This is a genomic window from Variovorax sp. OK605 (assembly GCF_900115445.1).
In the GTDB taxonomy this organism is placed as follows: domain Bacteria; phylum Pseudomonadota; class Gammaproteobacteria; order Burkholderiales; family Burkholderiaceae_C; genus Variovorax.
In genome coordinates, this window is record NZ_FOWL01000011.1 from 124,534 (window position 1) to 148,304 (window position 23,771).

The window sequence follows — 23,771 nt, forward strand, 5'->3', positions numbered from 1 at the left end:
CGGGTTCTGCAGGCGAAAGCGTGGAGGCGGAGGACACTCTGCGGAAAATCTTGACGTCAGTCAGTGAAAAGCACTGGGTGCAATGCGCCGCGGGCGTGCCACAATCCCGCCGACGTTGATGTAAGTAAATCTCAACGATTTTGACAGATTGTTACCCGAATGTCGCAGACTCATCGCTTGCAGCAGAAGATCGATGCACACACCGAGGCGGTGTCGACTTTTCTTGCGCAGCTCGAAGGCTGGTGCGATGACGCCGACATCCATCCCGGCGTGGCGGGCCCCGTCGGACTGCTGATGGACGAGTGGCTCACCAACCTTGTCATGCATGCCTACCGCGGCGCCGGCGGCCTGGTGGAGATCGAAGTCGAGGCCCCCTCCCCCGACCGGCTCGAGGTGCTGGTGCGCGACTGGGGTCCGGCCTTCGACCCGACCCATGCGCGCGAACCCGACCTGGCGTTGAGCATCGACGAGCGAGAGCCCGGCGGGCTCGGCATCCACTTCATGCGCCGCATGGCCACGCACATGGACTACGTGCGCCGGGGCGACGCCAACGAGCTGCGCTTCGGCAAGGCCGCAGCCACCGCCAAGCTGGGCGACTGACTTGCCTTCGGGCGCCGCCTTCCCGGCTTTCTCAGATCCGGTTCACAAAGTTGGCCATGCGCGCCATCGCGGCCTGGTCCTGCAGCGCGCCTTCCTGCAGGCGGCGCTCCCACGTGTCCACGTGGTCGAGCAGCCGTTCGATCGCATGCAGCAGCATCGCGCCGCTGGCCTCGGCCAGCGGAAAGGCGCAGTGCAGGTACAGCCGGTCTTGCGGCCCCAGCGCAAACCAGCCGCCGCCCGCGCCCAGGTAGCTCGCGCGCATCAGCAGGCGCAGGGTTTCGGTGCTGTTGCCCGCCGACTGCGCAAGGCGGCACGACACCAGCAGCCGCCGCTGGGCGGGAGAAGCGTTCATCTCGACCAGCCGGTTGCCGTCGAACACCAGCCGGCAGCTGCCGTCGGCCTCGGGTGCCAGCCCCTCGATGCCGAGCGCGCGGCCGAGGTCGGAAAAAACAGTGCGGGAGAGATCGTCTGGCATGAAGGCTGAGTGGGCGGGTCGCTCGCGAGTGCAAGTGCGCAAGTGCGCAAGTGCAAGCGCGACGCGAAGGCGCCGGATGATCGTGCAACTCTGCCTGCCGCACAAGTCAAATCGCAATCCAAAAGTTTTAATGCAACACAGGGAACCCGCCGCGCGGCGTCGTTACTCATGGGCGATCACCTTTCTCTATCCGCCCGGAGCGCAGCATGAATCCCTCGTACGAAGCCTTGTTGACAGCGTTTGCCGCCAATGTCGGGCTCGACCCCGCCGATTTGCTCTCGACCCAGGAAATCGTCGTCGACGAGCACACCATCGGCCTGCAGCCCGACGGTGAAACGGCCGACAGCGACCTGGTCTTCTTCACCGTGCTGGGCACGCCCGACGCGGCGCAGTTCGCGCGCATCTCGCGCACCCTGCTCGAAGCCAACAACTTCTGGGTCGGCACCGGCGGCTGCACGCTGGGCGTGCAGCGCGACAGCGGCGCCGTGACGCTGTGCGGGCGCATCGCCATCGGCACCATCGACGGCGGCACACTGGCCGCGCTGCTCGACGGCTTTGCCGACACCGCCACCTTCTGGCGCTCCTTCGTCAACGGCACGCCCGACGGCAGCGACGCGCTGCCGCCCGCCGGCATGGCCTTCCACATGCGCGCCTGAACCGGGGAGCTGTCATGAACACCATCAATCCAGCGTTCAGCGGCGTCGGCCTCGGCGCGATCCAGCCCCAGGCCGGCCTCGGCGGCCTCGGCGGCGTACAGCCGCAAGCCCAGGGCCCGCGCGTGCCCCACGGGCAGGCCCAGGGCGGTGCCGGCGGCCTGGCCGGGCGGCAGATCAGCGTGGGCAACGGCCAGGCTCGCGCCGACGCCAACGTGCACGCCGAGCGCGCCAAGAGCTTCTTCAAGACCACCGCCAAGGTGCTCGCCGGCATCGTGCTGGCGCCGGTGGCGCTGGCCGTGGGCCTGGCCGTGGGCGGCGCGGTGCTGGCCACGCGCGCCGTGCTGCAGATTCCGCGGCTCATCAACGAGAAGCTGCTGGAGCCGCGCTCGGACAAGAAGTTCGAAGTGGCCCACCACCAGACGCTGAGCCAGCTGCGCCAGCCCGTGCCCGGCGGCCTGGCCGCCAACGAGGCCGTGATGTCGCGCGTGCTGGCCCACGCCGAGAAGCAGGGCACGCCGATCACCGAGACCGAGCTGCGCGGCCTGGTCGCCACCGGCGAACGGCTGGCCGGCGCGCTCAGCGCGCAGCCGGCGGCGCAGCACGCCTCGGGCTCGCCGCTGACGGTCGACGTCAACGGCGCCCAGCTGCAGGTCGACAGCAGCGTGCACACCACGCGCGCGCTCGGCTGGTACATGATGGCCGCGGCCGCGCAGCAGGACGCCAACCGCGCCGACGGCGCCCAGCTCACCGGCACCAGCGACATGACGACCTCGGGCTCCTTCGTGATGAAGGACCCTGGCAACGCGACCTACAAATTCCTGGCGGCCGCGCCCACCGCCGACTCGCGCATGTCCACCCACTTCGGAGAGCGCGTCGGCCACCAGGACACGCACCAGATCTGCGGCCTGTTCAACAGCGGCAAACCCGCCCAGCGCGGCATCGAGGACTACCGCAACATGCTGCCCGGCCAGGGCGGCACGATGCTGTTCGACAAGCTCGCGGCCGGCAACGGCGACCAGGAGCTGTTCGTCAAGTTCGAGTCGGTGGGCTGCCCGCCCTACTTCCGCACCGAGCCGCACCAGGGCACGGGCCAGGCCGTGGCGCGCTTTTTTTCCGCGCTCGACCGCAACATCGGCCATGCCACCAACTTCTTCGGCAGCCTGGCCGAACGCCTGAAGTCCGGCAGCGGCGAAGGCGGCGCGGTCAAGCGCCAGGAGCACGTCTACAAGGGCGTGCTCAAGGAGCCGGTGGCCAAGCCCTTCGCGAAGCTGATCGACAGCGCCGTGAAAAGCGGCGCCATCAACGCCTCGGCCAAGGAGCTTGCTCGCTCGGTGCACAAGTTCGGCCTGCCCTACGTGCAGGCGGCCATCGACCGCATCGGCGCGGCGGCCGTCCAGCACGGCAACGTCGCGCTGCAGCACGAGGTGGCCGACATGCGCCGGCAGCTGCAGGACGCGCGCGACGAGCTGGGCGTGCAGTCGGACCGCCACGGCGTCGAGCGGCGCGGCGCGGAAGTGCACATCTCGCTCGCCCCGCAGAGCAACCGCCCCGCCGCCATGCACACGCTCATGGGCGCGGCCGCCCGCGAGTTCAGCGACGGCGTGCTGGCGCCGCCGACCGGTTCCGAGCGCGCACCCGGCGCCCACGCCACCGGCCTGGCCGCGCAGGCGCAGGTGCCCGAAGGCTTCATGAAGGACTTCAACCGCGCCACCTACGCCATCGGCGGACAGCCGCTGGCCGTGACCGGCGATCCCGCGTCGAAGGAACAGGGCCTGCAGGCGCTGCTGGCCGTGATGCCCGGCGGCCAGGCGCAGCTCACGGCGCTCACCAACGTGGCCTACCAGCGCTCGCTCGCGCCGCTGGCGCAGATGCAGGCGCAGCAGAAGCTGGGCATGGGCGACGGCAATCCTTCGGGCATGCCGGCGGACGGCCAGGTGCAGACCCGCTACGACGTGCAGCCGCAGCACGACGGCAGCGTGCACCTGACGATCTCGCACCAGCAGACCGGCTTCAGCATGATGTCGAGCCTGCAAGGCGAAACGATGCCGGTCGACCCCGCCACCAGCCATGCGAACCACAGCTTCACGCTGCGCGTGGGCGCGGCACCCGACCATGCGGTGACCTTGCACACGCCGCTGCAGTTCAGCGCGCGCGCCGACGCGACCTGAACGCTGCGGGCGCTTCGGTGGCTGCAGGCGTGCAGCCTCCACCAACAAGAAGGGCTGCCCGCGGGCAGCCCTTTTTTGCGTCTGGAGGCCTGGAGCTCAGGCCGCCTTCTGGATCACGCCCTTCATCGCGTCGGCCACTTCCTTGACCAGCGTGCTCTGGATCTGCGTGAACATGTTCCATTGCTGCACTTCCTGCTGCAGGCCCAGCAGGTCGGACGTGGTGGGGTTGTCGCCCATCGCGGCAATGCGCGTCTGCAGGTTGGCTTCGGCGCGCTGCGTGACGTTGGCCACGCTGTTGTTGATCGACTGGAAAGTGACGCTGTTGCCGACGGAAGAGATGGCCATGGAAAACCTCGCAAAGGATGGTTGAGGAAGAAAAAAGAATGAAAGCGGTGGACTGATCGAAAAAATGCGGCCGGTCGAAGAATATGCCGGCCGGCTCAGCGCTGCAACGGCGCCGGCGCCGACAGCGCGGCTTCCAGCGCGTAGCGCTCCAGCACCTCGCGCGCGGCCACGCAGGCGTCGGTGGCCGCCACCAGCGAGCTGAATTCGTCGGGCGTGCTGCCCGCCGCCATCGCCTGGCGCAGGCTGCGCTCCAGCACGATCAGCCGGTCGGTCGCCTCGGTGCGCACCCGCAGCCCGTCGGGCCCCTGCAAGCCGGCCTGCAGGTCGCTCAGCGGCTCGGCGGCCGCCTCGGTGCGCGCGGACGGCAAGGGAATGCGGCCGATGGTAGGAAGGGTGTCTGGCATGAGGAAGCGGGGCTCCGGTTCAGGGTGACGATGCGAAAGTGGAATTCGGTGGCGAGGGCAAGCAGATCGAGGAGGCCGACCGGGCCTCAGCGCAGCACGGCGACGCGGCGCGGGCCGTCGAACACCAGGTAGTCGGGCTCGACCGCGGCCAGCCGCCAGTTGCCGATGCTGCCGCCGACGAGCAGGCGCGTGCCGTCGTCCAGCTGCACCACCGGCGTGGCGCCGCCGGCCACGCTGCGCACCTGGAACGGCAGGCCCGCGCGCGACATCGGCACGGCGTCGCCCGGCGCGCCGCGCACGGCCTGCGCCCACACGGGCGGTGCGCCGGCAATGGGCGCGGGTTGTGCGTCGACAGTGAACATCAGCCCCGGAAAACGCTTGCCGAACTGCCCGAGCACCTGCTCCAGGCGGCCGCGGTCGGCGGTGGACAGCCGCAGGCTGGCCACCATCTGGTCGCCGTCCCACATCGCATTGGCGTCGGAAAAACCGGCCGCGCGCAGCATGCCGGCAAAGGCCGGGGCCTGGCGGTCGGCCAGCTCCAGGCCGTCGAGCAGTTCCACGCCGGCGGGCATCATCGCGCGCAGGTCCGCCAGCAGGCGCTCGCGGTCGGCGGGGCTCAGGGCCAGCCCCTTCACGCGCAGCGCGCCGCTGCCGGCGCCCTCGAATTCGAGCGGGCGCATCTGCGGGCCGAGGCGGCTGCGCAGTTCGTCGCGCAGGTCACCGATCTCGCGCACCCGCATCACGGGCATGGGGCGCAGGCCGCCGAGCGCGTCGGCGATGCGGTCCCATTCGGCACTGGAGCCGACCCAGCCCGCGACGCTCACGCGGCCGTCGGGCATCGGCGTGACCTGCAGGCGCAGCGCCGGGTCGACGCGCGCGACCGCGAGGTTCACGTCCTTGATGAGTTGCTGTTGCGCGGCGGCGGTGCGGGGTTCGGCCGATGCCGGCAAGGAGGCCGCGGGCGCGGGCCGCGAGGCGCTGCCGAGCGACACCGCGAGGCCCACCAGCGCCACGGCCAGCACGGCGGCGGCAATGCCCAGCGGCGAGCGCGCCAGCTTCTGGAAGCGGCCTTCGGCGCGCGGGGGATTCACGGCGACCGGGGCAAGCGCGGGGGCGGCCGAGGCCGCAACCGCCACGGGCCGCGTTTCTGACGTCGGCGCCATCGGTGCCACGGGTACCACCGACGCCACCTCGTCTTCGTCCGCAGCCACCACCGGCCAGGCCGCGCGCGCTGCGCTGACGCTCAGCGACAACCCGCCGATGCGCCGCACCGCGCCGGCGCGCGCCGGCACGCCCTGGGCGTCGCCGCCCAGCGACCAGCGCCCGTCGGACGCCAGCGACAGCAGCGCCGTGCCCAGCGCCGGATCGAGGTCGCTCAGCACGATGTCGGCCGACTCGTCGCGGCCCACGGTCATGCCGTCGGCCACTTCCACGTGCGCGCCCGCATGGCACCCGCTGAGCACGCGCAGCTCCAGCGGATCGAGGTCGAAGTTGTCCCGCGCGCTCACAGGTCGATTCTCGCCAGGGGCTGGATGTTGATTTCCTGCGTCAGCTCCTGGTAGCTGAGCACCGGCAGCTCATACAGGTCCTGCTCGATCATCTTGCGCATGTAGCGCCGGATGTCCATGGAGGTCAGCAGCACCGGGCGCTGCGTGCTGGCCGACAGGTCGCCCACCGCGCGCTTGATGTTGTCCACCAGCTTCTTGCTGACCGCGGGGTCCAGCGAGAGGTAGCTGCCCGCGGAGGTCTGGCGCACCGCGCCGCGCACGGTGTCCTCGATGTTGGGCGCCAGCAGGTAGGCGGGCAGCACGTTCTGCCCGCTCGAATACTTGTAGCTGATGTGCCGCTTGAGCGTGGAGCGCACGTACTCGGTCAGCAGCACCGAGTCCTTCTCCTTCTGGCCCCATTCGATCAGCGACTCGAGAATGGCGCGCAGGTTGCGCACCGAGATGTCTTCGGACACCAGCCGCTGCAGGATTTCCGCGATCTTCTGGATCGGCAGCACCCGCGTCGACTCCTTCACCAGGTCGGGGAAGCGCCCTTCCATGGCGCCCAGCAGGAAGCGCGTCTCCTGGATGCCGATGAAGTCGGCCGAGTACTTCTTGAGCACGAAGGCCAGGTGGTACGTGAGCACCTGGCTCGGGTCCATGAACGGAATGCCCGCGCGCGTGAGCGTCTCGCGCTGCGCGCCCGCCACCCAGATGGTGGGAATGTGCGGCAGGAACTTGCGGTCGGCCTCGTGCGGCACCTGCAGCGCGTCGAGGTTCTGCGTCGTCTCGCGCACCAGCAGGTAGCCGGGGCGCAGGCGCCCCTGCGACACCGGCACCTCGGACAGCAGGATGTTGTAGCTCTCCACCGGCAGCGCGTCGTTGAAGCGCAGCTGGATGCCGGGGAACGGCACGCCCAGGTCGAAGTACAGCGCGCGGCGGATCTTCAGCAGCTCCTCGTTGAGCACCTCGGCGTCGAAGCTGGTCTGCAGCGCCGAGGCCACGTCCATCAGCAGCGGCACGGTGGGCGCGAACTCCTCGCTGCCGTCGGTCTTGGGCTTGGCGCGCTTCTCGCCGGCCGGCTGCAGCGCGGGCACCTCGGTCACCTCGCCGGTCTTCTCGTCGACCACGCGGCGCGTGCCGCGCATCAGCACGAAGCCGATGGTGCCGATCACCGCGGCCAGCACGCCGAACACCGTGAGCGGCATGCCCGGGATCAGCCCCAGCCCGAGCGCCACGGCGGCGGCGATGAGCAGCGCGCGCGGCTGGCCCAGCACCTGCGCGCCGATGTCCTTGCCCACGTTGGAGGGCTCGTCGCCGGTCTGCACGCGCGTGACGATCATGCCGGCGCAGATGGCGATGAACAGCGCCGGAATCTGCGCGATCAGGCCGTCGCCGATGGTCAGCACCGAGTACGTCTTGGCCGCGTCGGCCGCGGTCATGCCGCGCTGCATGGTGCCGATGACGATGCCGCCCAGCAGGTTCACGGCCACGATGATCAGGCCCGCGATGGCGTCGCCCTTGACGAACTTCATGGCGCCGTCCATGGCGCCGTAGAGCTGGCTTTCCTTCTCGACGATGTTGCGGCGGCGCTTGGCCTCGTCCATGTCGATGGTGCCGGCGCGCATGTCGCCGTCGATAGACATCTGCTTGCCCGGCATGGCGTCCAGCGAGAAACGCGCCGCCACTTCGGCCACGCGCTCGGCGCCCTTGGTGATCACCACGAACTGCACGATGGTCAGGATCAGGAACACCACCAGGCCCACCACCAGGTTGCCGCCGACCACGAAGTTGCCGAAGGTCAGGATGATGTGGCCCGCGTCGCCCTGCAGCAGGATCAGCCGCGTGGTGGCGATCGAGATGCCCAGGCGAAACAGCGTGGTCACCAGCAGCACCGAGGGGAACGACGAGAACGCCAGCGGCGACGGCAGGTACATGGCCACCATCAGCAGGATGGCCGAGATCGTCATGTTGATGCCGATCAGCGTGTCGACCAGCCAGGTCGGCAGCGGCAGGATCATCATGAAGATGACCGCCACCAGGAAGAAGGCCAGGATCAGGTCGTTGCGGCTGGTGGCGATCTGGACGATGCGCTGCAGGCGGCTGGAAACAAGGGTGGTCATGAACGGGCGGCGGGGCCAGCGGCAGCGTTGGCGGCAGTGGCGGTGTGGGGCGTGGCGCGCATCGAGACATAGGCGCGCATCGCACCCGCGGCCTCGTCGCTGCGCCCGAGGGCGTGCAGGGCCTGCGCCCGCACCAGGTGGAAGGGCGCGTCCATCGCGCCCAGCAGCGCGAGGCGGTCCAGCGTGTCGATGGCGCGTGCCGGCTTGGCCGAGCGCACCTGCGCCAGCGCCAGGCTCAGCAGCGTGCGCGTGTCGTCGGGCGCGAGCACGTCGCGCGCGGCCAGCAGCACGGCGGCCTTGTCGGGCCGCCCGTGCTGCAGGTAGATGTAGCCGAGCAGGTCCATCAGCTCCAGTTCGGCCGGAACGCGGGTGTCGGCCATCGCGGGGGTGTCGCTCATTCCTGCCCTAGCCCTGGTACAGCACGCTGCGGTACATCTGGAGCAGGTCGCGCAGGCCGCATTCCTCGTTCAGCAGCCGGGCGGCGCGGTTCACCACGCGCAGCTGCTCGGTGCCGGTGTCGTTGCCGGCGGCTTCGGCCGCGGGCTGCATGCGCTCGGCGGTCTCGCGCAGCTGCGCCAGCGCGCCGTCCAGCGCCTGGCGAAAGCGCGCGGGCGCCAGCAGGTCGCGGTTTTCCAGCTGCGGGCGAATGGCTTCCTCCAGCCCGTCGTCCAGCGAGGGGCGCGACAGCAGCGCGTCCAGCTGCGGGCGGCTGCCCACGTCGGGCGGGGCGGCCTCGCCGCGCTCGGGCAAGGCGGTGCCCGCGTCCTGGCGGGCGTAGGTGACCCGGTCGATGCCGCGATCGAAGGCGAGTCCGCCCAGTTTCATGTCAGACATGCGAGCTCCGGGTTGATGGAAAGACGGGAAAGACGCAAAGACCCGATGCGGCCGGTGCCTGCGTTCCGGCGGCCGCGGCACAAGCCGCCGCAGCCGGGTCGCGGCAGCGCCGTGCCTGCGTCAGTAACGGCGCCGCGGCGGAAGTTCCATCCGCCGGCCACGGGCTTGCGGTCATCAGGCCGATCCCACGCGCTCGAAAGCCTCGCGCAGGCGCGCGGCGGCGGCGTGCAGCCGGCGGGCGCTGCACTCGGCCAGCGGAAAGCGGGTGCCCAGCACCAGCCAGTCGCCGTCGGCGGTGCTGCGCAGGCCGGGCTGCACCGCTGCCTCGGCGCTTTCGGCGCTGCCCGCGAGCTTCATGGCGCGCAGCAGCAGGCGCGCGGCGTCGTGGCGCACCGGCTCCCACAGGTGCACCACCACGTGCTCGCCCTGGGGCGCGACACCCAGCACCGCGCCGGACTCGAAGCGCAGCTGCGTGCCGCCGCCCTCGCCCGGCGACAGCCGGCCGTTCATGCCCATGTCGTGTCCGAAATCGGCCAATGCTTCTTGAAGTGTCTGCATGCTGATCAATATTCCTCGCGGTCGATGGCCGTATCCAGCGCTTCCTGCGCCGCCTGAAAAACACCCTGGCGCTGCTCGCCGTCGGCGAACACCTGCACCGGCATGTCGCGCAGCAGCACCTTCACGCCGGTGAGAAAGCCGATCGCCACGTTCGGCGCCGCGGCGCCGTGCTTTTCGGCCATGGCCGAAAAACGGCTGGCCGCCACCCATTTCTCGCCGCTCACGCCCACCAGGTCCTGCATCAGCGCGACGGCCGCGGGCTTGCCGGCGGCCGAGGCGGGAACGTCGCCGCCGTGGCGCCCGGCCAGCGTGGCGAGCAGCTCGCCGCAGCCGTCCAGCACGGTGGCGGCCACGCCCAGGTGGTACAGGTCGCGCACCAGCCCCTGCAGCCGGTTCGCGTCGGTGGACGGGCGCGCGGCGGCCAGGTCCTGGCCCAGGGCGCGCGTGAGGCGGTCCAGGCCGGCGGCGAAATCGCCGTCGCCGAAACGCTCCAGCGCCAGCTTCAGCGTGCCCGACAGGGTGGCGTCGCCGAGCACCACGTCGCGGTAGGTGGCCTGGAAACCGGCCACGTCGGCGGCGTTCATCGCCCCCTCGGCGGCGGTGCCGATGGTGTTCAGGTCGGCCCGGATGCCGGGGCCGTGGTCCATCTCGAGGTCGGCCAGCGCCTCGCGGATGGCGTCGAGCGTGTCGCCCGAGGCGCCTTCTCGCTCGCCCTGCTGCAGCGCGTACTGCAGGCCCAGGTACTGCTGGGTCGGCTGGCCGAAGGCCTGGCGCGCCAGCGCCGCCGGATCGCCCGAGCCCGACAGCATGCGCTTGGCCAGCGCGGCGAGCTTTTCGGTGTCGTCGCCCGACTGGGCGGCGTCCATGTAGGCCTCGATGGCCTCCGGCGCCATGAGCGGCAGGGCCTGGTAGAGCTCCTTCTTGCGCTCGGCGGTGTGCTTGCTCTCGGCCTTTTCCGAGTGGTGCAGGCTGATTTCCTCGGCCGCGTCGGCCAGCATGTCGGGACCGTCGTCGACCGCGACCTGCTGGCCGCCGAGGCGCCCGGCGAGCGCGGCGTCGCCTGCGCCGGGGCCGGCCTGGCGCATGCCGGTGTCGAACGAGGGCGTGGATGAGGGGGGAAGGTCGATTCTGGACATAGGACCCATGCAAGGGGGCAACCGGGGGCAGCAGGACGGCGGGAGGCACCGAAAGCGTGCACACCCGCATGCGTGCGTGCCCCGGGTGTGTAACCGGCGCCCGCCGATGGTTCCAGCAAGAGAGGAGCAAAAAAGTTTGCCGGCGTTTGGAACCGCCGCGCGGCACGGGTTACTTACCCCCTGTCTGGACGAGCACCGTCCGCCCCGCAGCACCCCCTGACACCCGTCAAGCCCTTCAAACCCAGGAGAAACGACCCATGGCCGCATCGAACAACCCCTCCGAGATCATCGCCAAGGCCCAGGCGCTGATCGACCAGGCCCAGCAGTCCGTCGCCAGCAGCGAACAGTTCTTTCGCGACCAGGGCCTGAACCCCGAGAAGGTCCGCACCGTGCTGGAAGGCCAGATGACGGCCCGCCACCACGAGGAAGCCAACGCCGCCTTCAAGGCCGACATGGACGCCGTCGAGCAGGAAACCCGTGAAGAACAGGCCCGCGCCTCGTTCAACGCCGCCCCCACCGGCACCGCGCCGCGCCGCCCGCGTCCGATGGTCTGAGGCCGCCGCCGCCCTCGCCTCCCCCATTCAGCCCGTACAGCCCCCTCCGTCCCCTTCAGACACGCACACACCATGAGCAGCATCGGCAACATCCAAGGCGTCTCGAACGTCAACATCCAGTCGATGGACCTGGAAACGGCCCTGATGATGGTCCAGCAGCAGCGCACCCAGCTGCTGGACGCCCAGCTGAACTCCCAGATCCAGGAAGTCCAGAACCGCAACGGCCAGATCAGCAAGCTCAACGACGTGCTGGCCGGGCTGAATGCGGCCAACGCGATGTTCGCCGGCGACGCCAAGCCCGACGCCAAGCTGGGCGACACGAAGGGCTGGAAGGACGAGTCGGTCAACGGCGCCTACCCGACCGAGCGCTCGATGAACACGGCCATGATCAACGCCGGCATCAACCTCGGCCTGACCAGCGCGGCCGACGGCGCGCTCACCAACACCAAGAACGCCAACGGCAGCGAAGTGCGCATCGACGGCGGCATCCGCGGCATGACCACCAAGTCGCAGGTCGACGCGGCCATCGCCAAGGTGAAGGGCCAGATCGACTCGCTGGGCAACAGCCAGCAGATGGACATGCTGCGCCTGCAGAGCCTCACGAACAAGCGCAACGAAGCCTTCGACGTGATGACCAATTTCGTGAAGAAGATGCAGGAAAGCCGCTCTTCGATCATCGGGAACATGCGCTGAAGCGCATCGCCCGGCCACGCGAACCCAGACCATAAGAAAGAAGGAACAAAGCATGTCTTCCGTGAACGGTATCGGCGGCGTCTCGAGCGTCAACATCCAGTCGATGGACCTCGAAACGGCCCTGATGATGGTCCAGCAGCAACGCACGCAGCTGCTGGACGCCCAGCTGAACTCGCAGATCCAGGGCGTGCAGAACCGCAACGACCAGATCTCCAAGCTGAACAACGTGCTGTCGTCGCTGAACGCGGCCCAGGCCGCCTTCCCCGGCGACGCCAAGCCCGACGCGACCATCAAGGACTGGAACGACGACAAGGTCCACCAGATCGAGATCCCGATCAACGACGCCATCCAGCAGGCCGGCCTGGCCGACCTGGGCTTCGGCTCCTCGGCCGGCCAGACCAGCGCGCAGAACTACCGCGACGGCACCGCGGGCACGCTGCCCAGCGGCTCCAACGTGATGAAGGGCAGCACCACCAAGGCCCAGATCGACGCGGCCATCGCCAAGGTGAAGGGCCAGATCGACTCGCTGGGCAACAGCCAGCAGATGGACATGCTGCGCCTGCAGAGCCTCACGAACAAGCGCAACGAAGCCTTCGACGTGATGACCAATTTCGTGAAGAAGATGCAGGAAAGCCGCTCTTCGATCATCGGGAACATGCGCTGAGGCGCTGCGACACCGTCATGACCACGACCGCGCAACAACCCACCGACTTCACCGAGATGGACGCCGCCGACGGCGGCTTCGGCGCCCTGCTGCGCTCGGGCGGCACGCTGGGCGCCGCCCAGGGCGTGACGCCGCAGGAATGCGAGGCGCTCTACCAGCTCGGCCACGGCCACTACGCCCAGGGCCGCTACTCGGACGCCTTCAAGGTGTTCTCGCTGCTGATCGTCTACAACCACCTGGAACCGCGCTATCTGCTCGCACTGGGCGGCGCCGCCCAGATGCTGGGCCGCTACACCGACGCGCTGCAGCACTACGCCACCGCCACGCTGGCCGCGCTGGACGACCCGCGCCCGCCGCTGCACAGCGCCGAATGCCTGATCGCGATGGGCCGCCTGCCCGAAGCCGCGGAATCGCTGCAGCTGGCCATCGCGCTGGCCGCCGACGCCCACCCGGTGGTGAAGGCGCGCGCCGAGGCACTGCTGGCACCGATGGGCTTCGCGGCCTGAGCCGGCGCACCCGCAGACCCGCCGACACGCGCCCACCCCAGACACCCCGAGACATCCGACGGATCCCTTTCAAGGACACGACTCCATGACTTCGATCAACACCCCTCCTCCCGGCGGCGCCGGCTACATCGCGCCGCCGGCGGGCAACGCCGTCGGCGGTCCGGGAGCCCCTGGAGCGCCGGCCGCCGCCAAGGGCCAGGGCCCTGACGCGCTGCAGTTCATCAACCGCGGCGGCGACGATGCCCACAAGCGCATTTCCCTCGACCTGCCGGGCTCCGGCAAGAACGAGATGGGCAACGTCAGCGACACCGTCCGCACGCTCGACGGCCTCGGCGCGACCGACGTGGCCGGCGACATCTACGCGGTGATGGCCCTGTTCCAGAAGATGGCGCAGGAGCAGCGCAACAGCGTCCGTGAAGTGCGCAACTCGGAACTCACGGCGCAGGTGCAGTCGCTCAACAGCGCGGCGCAGGAGATCCGCAACGCCGCGCAGGACCGCTTCGTCGGCGCCGTGGTCGCGGGCAGCATGCAGATCGCGGGCGGCCTCGTGCAGGCCGGCCTTGCCGGCTCGTCGTTCGGCAAGGGCCAGGTCGAGGCCGGCGCCCTCACCGGCACGGGCACGGGCCTGGGCCAGGCGATGAGCGGCATCGGCAGCATCGCCAACGCCAGCATGGAGCTGAAGGCCGCCGGCCACGACGCGAAGAAGGCCGAGCTCGAGGCCACCGCGAAGGTCCACGAAAGCGCGTCGCAGCAGGCCAACGACATGATGCAGCAGATGATGGACGTGATCCGCGACGTGCGCGAGAAGCTGGGTTCCATCGAGCAGTCGCGCGTGGAAACCACCCGCGGCATCGCCCGCAACATCTGAGCGGGAGCCACGACATGGACAACACGATCAAGCCAGGCATGCCCAGCATGCCCAACCTGCAGCCGCCGGGGCCCCCTGCGGGCACCGCGGCCGGCCAGGTTCCCGGCATGGTGGCCAGCCCGACCGACGCGAAGCAGCTCGCGCAGATGCAGGAGCTGCTCACGCAGATCTCCGGCGGTGCGCAGGGCAAGTCGGGCAAGGGCGACGAAGTGACCGACGCGCGCGGCGCGCCGGCCATCGACGGGCCGGCCGGCCAGCTCGGCCCCGACGACATGATCGAGCTGCTGCGCAACCTGCGCTCGAAGTCGCAGGACCAGCAGCTCGCCGCCGCCAAGTCGAGCGTGGAGACGGCGCAGATCAAGGCCGGCAAGAACACCGAGAACCAGCTCAAGAAGATCGACGAGTGGGTGCAGAAGTCCCGCGAGGCCGACAAGCAGGGCCTGCTGGGCAAGATCTTCGGCTGGATCGGCAAGATCGTCGCGGTCATCGCGGCCATCGCGGCCGTGGCCGTGGCGGCGGTGGCCACCGTGGCCTCGGGCGGCGCGGCCGCCCCGCTGCTGGCGCTGGCGACCATCGGCCTGATCGGCGCGACCATTTCGCTGGCCGACCAGATATCCAAGGAGTGCGGCGGGCCCGAGATCAGCATCGGCAACCTGCTGATGACCATGACCAGCAAGTTCCTCGAGGCCTGCGGCGTGCCGGAAGACAAGGCGCAGCAGATCGGCCGCGTCATGGCCGGCGCCATGGCCATGATGTGCCCCGCCATGCTGCTGGTGGAGCCGCAACTGCTGGGCACCATGGCCACCGGCATCTGCCAGCTGGCCGGCGCCGACGAGCAGACCACGCAGTACGTGGGCATGGCCGTGGGCATGGCCGCGGCGCTGACCGTGGGCATCGGCATGGCCGTGGCCTCGGGCGGCTCGTCGGCCGTGTCCTCGTCGGTGAAGATGGCCAGCGCCATGATCGCCGCGAGCTCGGCCGTGGTCACCGGTGCCACCACCGCGGCCACCGGCGGCATCGCCATCGCCAAGGCGCACACGCAGCGCGACGCCGAAGGCAAGCTGGCCGAGAAGAAGGAACTCGAGGCCGCCATGGTCAAGCTGCAGAAGACCATGGAAGAAGGCCGCGAAGAGCTCAAGAAGGTCATCCAGCAGATCGAGGACAGCCTCCAGGCCGTGAGCCAGATGATCAACGGCGCCGCCGAGAGCATGTCGCAGATCACCGCCAACATCGGCAAGCGCCAGGCCGTCTGAGCTCCCGCTCGACACGCCCGACACGTACACAGGAACCCCCTCCCATGTCCAACCCTACCCCCGACGCCCTGCACGACGCGATGGGCCGCCAGCTGTTCGCGCAGCTCGAGGCCCTGCCCGGCTCCAGGCGCCTGAAGCCCGAGCAGCTCGAGGTCATCTACTCGCTGGCCTACGCGCACGTGGTGCAGAACCAGCACGCGCAGGCGCTGCCGATCTTCGCCTTCCTCGTGCAGTACGGCCCCACGCGCCGCCACTACCTGGCCGGCCTGGCGCTGTGCCTGCACGCGGCCGGCCGCTTCGACGAGGCCGTGAACATGCACTCGCTCGCGCTGGTGCTGTTCCCCGAGCATCTCGAGCCTGCGCTGCACATGGCCGAAAGCCTCGCGGCCAAGGGCGACATCGACGCGGCGCGCCACCTGCTCAAGCAGGTCGCGGCCACCGACACGCCCGAACTGTCCGCTCGCGCGGCCACCCTGCTCGAACGGCTGGCGCGGCGCGAAGAAGCCACCACATGATGCAGGGATGGCGCTCGCGGCCCGAAGCCCCGGCTTCGGGCTTGCCGTCGCTGACCGCGCAAGACGTCCGCCTGCTCACGCAGGCGGGCTTTCTTGCGTCCGGGCAGGGCGACGTGGGGCGCGCGCGCCGCATCTTCAACGGGCTGGCGCTCGCGCGGCCCGGCCGGGCGTTCCATGCCGTGGGGCTGGCGCTGGCGTTCCTGAACGCGGCACGCACCGCCGAAGCGGTGGACGTGCTGGCCCAGGCCCAGGCCGCCGACGACGGCGAGCGCGAGACGCTCGACACCTGGCGCGGCCTGGCGCTGCAGCTCGACGGGCGCGCCGACGAAAGCCGCCGCCTGCTGCGCGCCGTGGCCGACGCACCGCTGCCCGCGGGCACGCCCGAATCCGAAAGCCGCCAGCTGGCGCGCCGGCTGCTGGGGGATGCGCCTGCCTCCTCCGCCGCTGCCGCTGCCGACACGCCGCCGGCCGCCTTCTCTTCTCTCCAGGGGCTGCACCGCGCAGCCTCGTTCCGCTAGCTCCATCACGCCAGACCATGGACATCATTGCCACCCCCGTGACCGCCGCCGCACTGGCCGCTCCTGCTCCCGCGGTCGTTCACACGCCCGCGGCACCGGACTCGCTGGCCGCGCAGCGCTTCGCCGAAATCATGAACGCCACGCCGCCGGCCGACGCCGGCGCGGTGCTGCGCAGCGGCCCGGTGGCCGAGCCGCTGCCGGTCGGCCCCGTCGCCGGCACGCAGGCATCGATGGGCGAACGCATCCTCTCGGGCATGCAGGGCGTGTCGAGCGACTTCCAGAACGCCTGGAAATCGGTCTCGGCCACGCTCAACTCCGAGCAGCCGCTGGCCATGCAGGACCTGCTGAAGATGCAGATGAACCTGACCCAGATCTCGGTGCAGTACGAACTGGTCGGCAAGGCGATCAGCCGCTCGACCCAGAACTTCGACCAACTGGTGCGCGTGCAATGAGCGGCCCCGCGATGGCCTGGCTGCGCCGCATGCTGCGCGCCGCGACACTGACCGCGTGCGTGGCGCTGGCCGCCTGCGGCGGGCGCGTCGACCTGCTGGGTGCCGTGCCCGAGGACGAAGCCAACGAGGTGCTGTCGGCACTGCTCGAGGCGCACATCACCGCCGACAAGGTGCCCGGCAAGGAAGGCGCCGTGGGCGTGCGCGTCGACGGCGCGCAGGTGGGCCGCGCGCTCGAGGTGCTGCGCGCCAAGGGCCTGCCGCGCGAACGCTTCGACGGCATGGGCAAGGTCTTCAAGAAGGAAGGCCTGATCTCCTCGCCGCTGGAAGAGCGCGCGCGCTACATCTATGCACTGTCGCAGGAGCTGTCGAGCACGCTGTCGAAGATGGACGGCGTGCTGGCCGCCCGGGTGCACGTGGTGCTGCCCGAGCGCGGCTCGGCCGGCGAGAGCGGCGTGGCCTCCAGTGCCGCGGTGTTCATCAAGCACCAGGACGGCTACAACCTGGAGATCGTGCAGCCGCAGATCCGCCGGCTGGTGACCAACAGCATTCCGGGCCTCACGCCCGAGCGCGTGTCGGTGATCTTCGTGGCCTCGCAGGCGCGCCCCGGCGCCGAGGCCGCGCCGCAGCCGGTGCTGTTCGGCACGACGCTCGGCGCCGATTCGGGCGGCACGCTCGGCGCGCTGATCGTGGTGCTCGCGCTGGTGGCGCTCGGTGCGCTCGGCGGCCTCGGCTGGGCCGTGTGGCGCTACGTGCTGCCCGCACGCCGCGCCGCCGCCGGTGGCAAGCCGGCCGGCCGGGCAGCGGAAGGCATCGCCTGATGGCCGTGGCCGCAGCGAACGCAGCGACCGAGGTGCCGCACGCAGCAGGCGCCGCCTTCGGGGCGGCGTTGCCGCTGCTCGGCTCGGCGCTTGACTCGCCACTGACCTCGCCGCTGAACTCACCCCTGTCGGCCCGCCTGCTCGAATTCAACCTGCTGCCCAGCCGCAGCCTGCACCCCAGCCGCCGCGCGCTGCTGCGCCCCGCCACCTCAGCCGCCACCTCGCCCGCCTTCGAGCGGCTGGCCGCGCTGCCGCGCGTGGCGCGCGAACTGCACCGCGACTGGTCTGCCCTGTTGCTGGACCTGCTGGACACGCTGGACGCCGGCGCGCGCCGCCCGGTGCTCGCCGCCGGCGAGCCCGCGCTGCCGCTGGCGCTGGCGCAGCCCGAACTGCTGGGCCGGCTCGCGCGCGACGCCGGCCTGGTGCTGCTCGGGCGCCACCTGCGCCGCACCGTGCTGCGCGCCGACGTGGCCGCCGCGCGCGAGGCGATCGGCGCCGACGGCCTGGCCTTCGCGCGTGGCGCGGCGGCCGACGCCCATCCTGGCCTGGACGACGTGGCGCACTGGCTGCCTTCGGGCGCCGCGAGCCTGCCCGCCGCGGCCGACCTGCTGGGCGCCGGCGTGCTGGCGCAAGCCTGGCACGACGCGGCGCCCGCGCTGCGCCGCCGCGCCGACTTGAAACTTCCCGCCGAGGCCGAGCTGCCCCGCGTGCGCGAGGCCTCGGGCCTGCGCACCGTGGCCGCGCGCGACCTGTGCCTCACCCTGCTGAACCGCATCGAACCCGCATGGCTTTCCTTGTTCCCCACCCCGGCCGCGACCCGCTGACCCCGTCGCGCACCCTGCAGGCGCGCATTGCGCCGGGGCAGCGCGTGCTGCGCCGCGCCGACGTCGCCGCGCTCGGCGACGCGCAGGCGCTCATCGACAGCGCGCGCGCGCAGGCCGACGCCATCGTCGCCGGCGCGCAGGCGATCTACGACGCCGAAGCCGCGCGCGGCCATGCCGACGGCCTGGCAGAGGCGCAGATGGCGCAGGTCGAGAAGATGATCGAGACCAGCGGCCGCATGATCGATTACTTCGCCAAGGTCGAGACCGACATGGTGCAGCTGGTGATGTCGGCGGTGCGCAAGATCGTGTCGGACTTCGACGAGACCGAGCGCGTGCTGATCGTGGTGAAGAACGCGCTGTCGGTGGTGCGCAACCAGAAGCAGATGACGCTGCGGCTGCACCCGCAACAGGTGGAGATGGTGCGCGCGCGCATCAACGACCTGCTGGCGGCCTACCCCGGCGTGGGCTACCTGGACATCGTGCCCGACGGCCGGCTGGCGCCGGAGTCGTGCATCCTGGAAAGCGAGATCGGCCTGGTGGAGGCCAGCATCGACGGCCAGGTGGCGGCGCTGGAAACCGCCTTCCAGAAGGTGCTGGGCAGCCGCATATGAGCACCGCCGCATCCATGCGCGAAGGCAGGGCCTGATGCGCCAGTTCGACTACATCACCGAGCTGATGGAGCTGGCGCTCCAGGACGCGCCCATGCTGCGCATCAAGGGCCGCGTGACGCAGGTGGTGGGCACCATCATCAAGGCGGTGGTGCCGACCGTGAAGGTGGGCGAGGTCTGCATCCTGCGCAACCCCGGCGAAGACTTCGAGATGAAGGCCGAGGTGGTGGGCTTCTCGCGCGACGCCGCGCTGCTCACGCCGATCGGCGACATGTACGGCATCTCGGCCGCGACCGAGGTCATTCCCACGGGCCGCGCGCACATGGTGCCGGTGGGCTTCGGCCTGCTCGGGCGCGTGCTCGACGGCCTGGGCCGCCCGCTCGACGAAGCCGAGCGCGGCCCGCTGGAGGCCAGCAAGTTCTACCCGGTGTTTGCCGAGGCGCCCGACCCGCTGCGCCGCCGCATCATCCACCAGCCGATGGAGCTGGGCGTGCGCGCGCTCGACGCGGTGCTCACCTGCGGCGAAGGCCAGCGCATGGGCATCTTCGCGGCGGCCGGCGGCGGCAAGTCGACGCTGATGGGCATGCTGGTGAAAGGCGCGGCGGTGGACGTGACCGTGGTGGCGCTGATCGGCGAACGCGGGCGCGAGGTGCGCGAATTCCTCGAGCATGAACTGGGGCCCGAGGGCCGGCGCAAGGCGGTGATCGTCTGCGCCACGTCCGACAAGTCGTCGATGGAGCGCGCCAAGGCCGCCTACGTGGCCACGGCCATTGCCGAGTACTTCCGCGACCAGGGCAAGAAGGTGCTGTTCCTGATGGACTCGGTCACCCGCTTCGCGCGCGCGCAGCGCGAGATCGGCCTGGCCGCGGGCGAGCCGCCCACGCGGCGCGGCTACCCGCCTTCGGTGTTCGCCACGCTGCCCAAGCTGATGGAGCGCACCGGCATGAACCACCTGGGCTCGATCACCGCGCTGTACACCGTGCTGGTGGAAGGCGACGACATGACCGAGCCGATCGCCGACGAGACGCGCTCCATCCTCGACGGCCACATCGTGCTGTCGCGCAAGCTGGGCGCGGCCAACCACTACCCGGCCATCGACGTGCTGGCCTCGGCCTCGCGCGTGATGAACGCCGTGGTCACGCCCGAGCACAAGCAGATCGCCGGGCGCATGCGCGAGCTGATGGCCAAGTACGAAGAGGTCGAGCTGCTGGTGAAGATCGGCGAGTACAAGCGCGGCGGCGACCCGGTGACCGACGAGGCCATCGACAAGATCGACGCCATCCGCACCTTCCTGAAGCAGCGCACCGACGAGCATTCGAGCCTGTCGCAGACGCTGGAGCGCCTGGCGCAGCTGGTGGGCACGGGACGCCGGCCGTGAGCGTGTTCCGCGAACTGCTGGCCATCAAGTCCTTCCGCGAGGGGCAGGCCGAGATCGTCGTGGCGCGCGAGCGCGCCGCGCTGCGCGACGCCGCGCGCGCGCACGAAGAAGCCCAGGCCTTGCTGCGCCGGCTGGTCGACGAAGGCCTGCAGGCCGAGCACCGGCTGTACCGCGAGCTGTGCGAACGCATCGTGCGGCTGCGCGACATCGAGGACGTGCAGCTTGCCGTGGCCGGCCTGCGCCAGCGCGAAGCCGCGCAGGAAGACGCCGTGACCGCGGCCGAACGCGGCGAGCAGAAGGCGCTGCAGCAGCTCGACGGCGCGCGCGCCGCGCACCAGGAGGCGTCGCGCCAGAAATCGAAGTTCGTCGACCTCGCGCGCAACCATGCCGACGCGCTCTCGCGCGAGGCCGAGCGCAAGGAAGACCTCGAGATGGAAGAAGCCGCCAGCGTGCGGCGCGACCGCGACGACTGGGAACACACCGACGAGCAGGAAAGCGCAACGTGAGCACCGACCGCCCCATCTCGCTGAACCTCGGCATGCCGCAGCAGTCGCCCTTCGACGCGCGGCCCGACGCCGAGCGCCAGCCGGGCGCCGACGCGCGCGACCCGGGCCAGCTGTCGGACGAGGCGCGCCGCATGCGCGACCTGCTGAGCAACGGCGCGCGCGGCGGTACGGGCACGGGTGCGCCGCCTGCTTGCGCGCCGGCCGAGACGCTGCGACCGGTCGATCTTTTCGGCGCGCCGGCGCCGGCAGCGCCGCAGGCATCGGCCGCGCGCGCTGAATCGCCGCAAGCCGGCGTGCCGCCCGATGTGGCCGGCGCCGGCGAAGCGCTGTCGCAGCTCGCGAGCCGCCTGCTGGTGTCCGACGGCAGCAGCGGCCGGCGCGCGGTGCAGATCCGCCTGTCCGACGAAGGCCTGGCCGGCGTGGTACTCGACGTGTTCGAGGACGGCGGGCGCGTGGTCGCGCAGTTCGTCTGCACGCTGGAGCCGGCGCGCGAACGGCTGGCGCGCGCGGCCGGCTGGCTGGCGAGCAACCTGGCCGAACGGCTGCAACGCGAGACGCTGGTGCGCGTGCTGGCCGACGACCCCGAAGATCCGTGCCCCGTCGAATCGACGGGCGCGCCCGGTGCCGCCAATGCCGCCAGCGCAAGCAGTGCAGGCGGTGCGGACGCCGCCCCCCCCTTCCCCGGCCTCTGGCCTCGCTCCTGAATTCCATGTCCGCCATGCTCTCGTCTTCTTCCTCCGGGGCCGCCGTCGCGCTGAAACCGCAGCGGCTCTCGCGCAACGAGGCCCAGGCCCGCAGCGCGCTCGCGCAACGCGCGGCCGGCCTCCCCTTCTCATTGGGCGGTGCCTGGCGCGCCACGCTGCGCCCCGCGCCGCGGCCCGACGCCTTGCCCGGCCTGCACTGCTGGACCGCGCGCGTTGAATGGGCCGGCGCGGTGTTCGTGCTGCAGCTGCCCGCCGAAGCCATTGCGCAATGCCTGGAGGCCGTGCTGGCCACCGAGCTCGGCGATGCGGTGCGCATCGACACGCTGCCGCCCGAACTGGCCACGGCCGCCGTCAGCGCCGCGCTGCGCCAGGTGCTCGACGGCCTGCAGTCGCTCGGCCGCGGTGCGCCGCAGCTGGTGGCGCTGCAGACCGAGCCCGTCGAAGTGACGCCGCAGGACACCGCCGCCTTCGCGCATGTGTGCGAGCTGCTGCTGAAGGCCGACGCCGGCCCGCAGGCGATTGCCGGCGTGCTGTGGACCGACACGCTCGGTCTGCTGCTGCTGGCCGGCCTGGTCGCAAAGCGCGCGCCGCAGCCCGGGCCGCTGGACGACGCGCTGCCGATCGCGCTGCGCGCCGAGATCGGCCACAGCCGCCTCACTGCCCGCGAACTGGGCGGGCTCGAGGCGGGCGACGTGCTGCTGCTCGACGCCGCATGGACCGGGCCGCGCCGCGTGCTGTGGCTCAGCGCCGACGGCCGCGCGGGGCTGCATGTGCAGCTGCCTGCCATGGACGACGCCACCGCCGAGGATGCCGCGGCCGTGCCCCCCTCTCTCACCGTACTTTCGCCCTGGACCGCCACCATGCCCGTTTCCAACACCGCCGCCGACCTTGCCGCCGACGCCGCGGCCGCTCCCGCCACCCTTGTTGCCGCCTCGCTCGACGACGTGCCGCTGCGCGTGTCCTTCGACCTCGGCGAACTCACGCTGAGCCTGGCGCAGCTGCGCGCCATGCAACCCGGCCAGGTGCTCGAGCTCGGCCATCCGCTGGCCGGCGCGGTGCGCATCCGCGCCAACGGCGCGCTGGTGGGCGACGGCGAACTGGTCGAGGTGGACGGCCAGCTCGGCGTGGCGGTGCGAACGCTGTTCGCGCCCGTGAACGCGCAAGGCTGATCCGCATGGGAAATTTCGATCCGATCACGCTTGCGTTCTTGCTGGCGCTGATGGCGTTGCTGCCCACCGTGGTGGTGGTGACGACGTCGTTCCTGAAGATCGCGGTGGTGATGTCGCTGCTGCGCAATGCACTGGGCGTGCAGCAGATGCCGCCGAACATCGCGCTGTACGGCATGGCGTTGATCCTGTCGGCCTACATCATGGCGCCGGTGGGCGCGCACATGTACGACCGCTTGGCCACCAGCCCCGAGGCGCTGCGCAGCGTGCCCGCGCTGGTGAGCAGCGTGCGCGAAGGCGCCGAGCCGCTGCGCGAGTTCATGGTGCGCAACAGCAAGCCCGCGCAGCGCGACTTCTTCGTGAGCACCGCCCAGAAGATGTGGGGCCCGGTGCTGGCCGCCGACGTGACGCAGCGCGACTTCCTGGTGCTGATGCCGGCCTTCGTGGTGTCGGAGCTGACCTCGGCGTTCCAGATCGGTTTTCTGCTGTACCTGCCCTTCGTCGTGATCGACCTGATCGTCTCGAACATCCTGCTGGCCATGGGGATGATGATGGTCTCGCCGGTGACGATCTCGCTGCCCCTGAAGCTGTTCCTGTTCGTCATGGTGGACGGCTGGTCGCGGCTGATCCAGGGCCTCATCCTGACCTACGCCTGAAGGCGCACCTCCACTTTCAGCCCCTCCTCCCATGCAAAGCGTCGACGTCGTCTCCTATTTCACCCAGGCCCTGTACCTGGTGCTCTGGCTGTCCATGCCGCCGATCGTGGTCGGCTCGGTGGTGGGCGTGCTGTTCTCGCTGTTCCAGGCGCTCACGCAGATCCAGGAGCAGACGCTGTCGTTCGGCATCAAGCTGATCGCGGTGTCGCTCACCATCCTGCTGGCCGCGCGCTGGATCGGCGGCGAGATGTTCAATTTCACGGTGCAGGTGTTCGACGTGATTCCCACGCTGGGCCGTTGAG

The 23,771-nt window shown here is 70.7% G+C and carries 30 protein-coding genes; 21 read left to right on the forward strand and 9 right to left on the reverse strand.

The window, feature by feature from the left end:
* The first annotated feature begins 159 nt into the window (after positions 1 to 159).
* Positions 160 to 600, forward strand: coding sequence for an ATP-binding protein (locus BM013_RS26870; protein ID WP_093130740.1), 441 nt, complete (start codon positions 160 to 162; stop codon positions 598 to 600).
* 31 nt (positions 601 to 631) lie between these two features.
* On the opposite strand, the gene BM013_RS26875 is transcribed toward BM013_RS26870, so the two are convergent.
* The gene (locus tag BM013_RS26875) at positions 632 to 1,075 is read right to left on the reverse strand and encodes a type III secretion system chaperone (RefSeq protein WP_093130742.1); all 444 of its coding nucleotides are present in this window, start codon (positions 1,073 to 1,075) and stop codon (positions 632 to 634) included.
* Between the two features lie 206 nt (positions 1,076 to 1,281).
* Here BM013_RS26875 and BM013_RS26880 point away from each other — a divergent pair, with 206 nt between their 5' ends.
* Together BM013_RS26880 and BM013_RS26885 are read left to right on the forward strand one after the other, a co-directional pair.
* Positions 1,282 to 1,731 carry a type III secretion system chaperone gene (locus tag BM013_RS26880; protein ID WP_093130744.1) on the forward strand — a complete coding sequence of 150 codons (450 nt, stop codon included), beginning with the start codon at positions 1,282 to 1,284 and terminating at the stop codon, positions 1,729 to 1,731.
* A gap of 14 nt (positions 1,732 to 1,745) precedes the next feature.
* Positions 1,746 to 3,899, forward strand: a complete 2,154-nt coding sequence (locus BM013_RS26885; RefSeq protein ID WP_093130746.1) for a hypothetical protein — start codon at positions 1,746 to 1,748, stop codon at positions 3,897 to 3,899.
* A gap of 96 nt (positions 3,900 to 3,995) precedes the next feature.
* Here the strand turns inward: BM013_RS26885 and BM013_RS26890 are convergent, their stop codons facing one another.
* From BM013_RS26890 to sctW, 8 genes are all read right to left on the reverse strand, one after another.
* Positions 3,996 to 4,244 (reverse strand): EscF/YscF/HrpA family type III secretion system needle major subunit, encoded by a 249-nt coding sequence (locus BM013_RS26890; RefSeq protein WP_093130748.1) that lies wholly within the window; start codon positions 4,242 to 4,244, stop codon positions 3,996 to 3,998.
* Between the two features lie 95 nt (positions 4,245 to 4,339).
* Positions 4,340 to 4,648 carry a hypothetical protein gene (locus tag BM013_RS26895; RefSeq protein WP_093130750.1) on the reverse strand — a complete coding sequence of 103 codons (309 nt, stop codon included), beginning with the start codon at positions 4,646 to 4,648 and terminating at the stop codon, positions 4,340 to 4,342.
* Positions 4,649 to 4,734: 86 nt separating this feature from the next.
* Positions 4,735 to 6,156 carry a hypothetical protein gene (locus tag BM013_RS26900; RefSeq protein WP_093130752.1) on the reverse strand — a complete coding sequence of 474 codons (1,422 nt, stop codon included), beginning with the start codon at positions 6,154 to 6,156 and terminating at the stop codon, positions 4,735 to 4,737.
* Positions 6,153 to 8,258, reverse strand: coding sequence for a type III secretion system export apparatus subunit SctV (gene sctV, locus BM013_RS26905; protein WP_093130754.1), 2,106 nt, complete (start codon positions 8,256 to 8,258; stop codon positions 6,153 to 6,155). The genes BM013_RS26900 and sctV overlap by 4 nt, the downstream gene beginning before the upstream one ends.
* Positions 8,255 to 8,656 (reverse strand): type III secretion apparatus assembly chaperone SctY, encoded by a 402-nt coding sequence (locus BM013_RS26910; RefSeq protein WP_256221708.1) that lies wholly within the window; start codon positions 8,654 to 8,656, stop codon positions 8,255 to 8,257. Before BM013_RS26910 ends, sctV begins: the two co-directional genes overlap by 4 nt.
* A gap of 7 nt (positions 8,657 to 8,663) precedes the next feature.
* A complete protein-coding gene (locus tag BM013_RS26915; RefSeq protein WP_093130758.1) occupies positions 8,664 to 9,092 on the reverse strand; it encodes a type III secretion apparatus assembly protein SctX in 429 nt (142 codons plus the stop codon).
* Positions 9,093 to 9,266: 174 nt separating this feature from the next.
* Positions 9,267 to 9,650 (reverse strand): type III secretion system chaperone family protein, encoded by a 384-nt coding sequence (locus BM013_RS26920; protein ID WP_143098352.1) that lies wholly within the window; start codon positions 9,648 to 9,650, stop codon positions 9,267 to 9,269.
* A 5-nt stretch (positions 9,651 to 9,655) separates the two neighbouring features.
* Positions 9,656 to 10,786: a type III secretion system gatekeeper subunit SctW gene (gene sctW / locus BM013_RS26925; protein ID WP_093130762.1), complete on the reverse strand. Its 1,131-nt coding sequence runs from the start codon at positions 10,784 to 10,786 to the stop codon at positions 9,656 to 9,658.
* Between the two features lie 257 nt (positions 10,787 to 11,043).
* Here sctW and BM013_RS26930 point away from each other — a divergent pair, with 257 nt between their 5' ends.
* From BM013_RS26930 to sctS, 18 genes are all read left to right on the forward strand, one after another.
* Positions 11,044 to 11,340, forward strand: coding sequence for a hypothetical protein (locus BM013_RS26930; protein WP_093130764.1), 297 nt, complete (start codon positions 11,044 to 11,046; stop codon positions 11,338 to 11,340).
* A gap of 72 nt (positions 11,341 to 11,412) precedes the next feature.
* Positions 11,413 to 12,033 carry a hypothetical protein gene (locus BM013_RS26935; protein WP_093130766.1) on the forward strand — a complete coding sequence of 207 codons (621 nt, stop codon included), beginning with the start codon at positions 11,413 to 11,415 and terminating at the stop codon, positions 12,031 to 12,033.
* Between the two features lie 52 nt (positions 12,034 to 12,085).
* Positions 12,086 to 12,697 (forward strand): hypothetical protein, encoded by a 612-nt coding sequence (locus BM013_RS26940; protein ID WP_093130768.1) that lies wholly within the window; start codon positions 12,086 to 12,088, stop codon positions 12,695 to 12,697.
* 17 nt (positions 12,698 to 12,714) lie between these two features.
* Positions 12,715 to 13,203, forward strand: a complete 489-nt coding sequence (locus tag BM013_RS26945; RefSeq protein WP_093130770.1) for a SycD/LcrH family type III secretion system chaperone — start codon at positions 12,715 to 12,717, stop codon at positions 13,201 to 13,203.
* 85 nt (positions 13,204 to 13,288) lie between these two features.
* Positions 13,289 to 14,071 (forward strand): type III secretion system translocon subunit SctB, encoded by a 783-nt coding sequence (gene sctB, locus BM013_RS26950; protein WP_093130772.1) that lies wholly within the window; start codon positions 13,289 to 13,291, stop codon positions 14,069 to 14,071.
* A gap of 14 nt (positions 14,072 to 14,085) precedes the next feature.
* Positions 14,086 to 15,324, forward strand: a complete 1,239-nt coding sequence (sctE, locus tag BM013_RS26955; protein WP_093130774.1) for a type III secretion system translocon subunit SseC family protein — start codon at positions 14,086 to 14,088, stop codon at positions 15,322 to 15,324.
* 44 nt (positions 15,325 to 15,368) lie between these two features.
* Entirely contained in the window at positions 15,369 to 15,839 is a 471-nt protein-coding gene (locus tag BM013_RS42155; RefSeq protein WP_305728018.1) for a tetratricopeptide repeat protein, read from the forward strand.
* On the forward strand, positions 15,836 to 16,357 hold the full coding sequence (locus tag BM013_RS40655; RefSeq protein ID WP_143098353.1) for a hypothetical protein: 522 nt from the start codon (positions 15,836 to 15,838) through the stop codon (positions 16,355 to 16,357). Before BM013_RS42155 ends, BM013_RS40655 begins: the two co-directional genes overlap by 4 nt.
* A gap of 17 nt (positions 16,358 to 16,374) precedes the next feature.
* Positions 16,375 to 16,809, forward strand: coding sequence for a type III secretion system inner rod subunit SctI (gene sctI, locus BM013_RS40660; protein WP_093217609.1), 435 nt, complete (start codon positions 16,375 to 16,377; stop codon positions 16,807 to 16,809).
* Positions 16,806 to 17,627: a type III secretion system inner membrane ring lipoprotein SctJ gene (gene sctJ, locus BM013_RS26970; protein ID WP_093130776.1), complete on the forward strand. Its 822-nt coding sequence runs from the start codon at positions 16,806 to 16,808 to the stop codon at positions 17,625 to 17,627. The genes sctI and sctJ overlap by 4 nt, the downstream gene beginning before the upstream one ends.
* Complete coding sequence (locus tag BM013_RS26975; RefSeq protein WP_093130778.1) at positions 17,627 to 18,451, forward strand: hypothetical protein; 825 nt, start codon at positions 17,627 to 17,629, stop codon at positions 18,449 to 18,451. Before sctJ ends, BM013_RS26975 begins: the two co-directional genes overlap by 1 nt.
* Positions 18,412 to 19,062 (forward strand): HrpE/YscL family type III secretion apparatus protein, encoded by a 651-nt coding sequence (locus BM013_RS26980; RefSeq protein ID WP_093130779.1) that lies wholly within the window; start codon positions 18,412 to 18,414, stop codon positions 19,060 to 19,062. Before BM013_RS26975 ends, BM013_RS26980 begins: the two co-directional genes overlap by 40 nt.
* A gap of 34 nt (positions 19,063 to 19,096) precedes the next feature.
* Positions 19,097 to 20,437 carry a type III secretion system ATPase SctN gene (sctN, locus tag BM013_RS26985; RefSeq protein ID WP_093130781.1) on the forward strand — a complete coding sequence of 447 codons (1,341 nt, stop codon included), beginning with the start codon at positions 19,097 to 19,099 and terminating at the stop codon, positions 20,435 to 20,437.
* Complete coding sequence (locus BM013_RS26990; protein ID WP_093130783.1) at positions 20,434 to 20,943, forward strand: type III secretion system stalk subunit SctO; 510 nt, start codon at positions 20,434 to 20,436, stop codon at positions 20,941 to 20,943. The genes sctN and BM013_RS26990 overlap by 4 nt, the downstream gene beginning before the upstream one ends.
* Positions 20,940 to 21,647: a hypothetical protein gene (locus tag BM013_RS26995; protein WP_093130785.1), complete on the forward strand. Its 708-nt coding sequence runs from the start codon at positions 20,940 to 20,942 to the stop codon at positions 21,645 to 21,647. The genes BM013_RS26990 and BM013_RS26995 overlap by 4 nt, the downstream gene beginning before the upstream one ends.
* A gap of 5 nt (positions 21,648 to 21,652) precedes the next feature.
* On the forward strand, positions 21,653 to 22,816 hold the full coding sequence (sctQ, locus tag BM013_RS27000) for a type III secretion system cytoplasmic ring protein SctQ (RefSeq protein ID WP_093130787.1): 1,164 nt from the start codon (positions 21,653 to 21,655) through the stop codon (positions 22,814 to 22,816).
* Positions 22,817 to 22,821: 5 nt separating this feature from the next.
* Complete coding sequence (gene sctR / locus BM013_RS27005; RefSeq protein WP_093130789.1) at positions 22,822 to 23,469, forward strand: type III secretion system export apparatus subunit SctR; 648 nt, start codon at positions 22,822 to 22,824, stop codon at positions 23,467 to 23,469.
* Positions 23,470 to 23,500: 31 nt separating this feature from the next.
* Positions 23,501 to 23,770: a type III secretion system export apparatus subunit SctS gene (sctS, locus tag BM013_RS27010; protein ID WP_093130791.1), complete on the forward strand. Its 270-nt coding sequence runs from the start codon at positions 23,501 to 23,503 to the stop codon at positions 23,768 to 23,770.
* The last annotated feature ends 1 nt before the right edge of the window (position 23,771 follow it).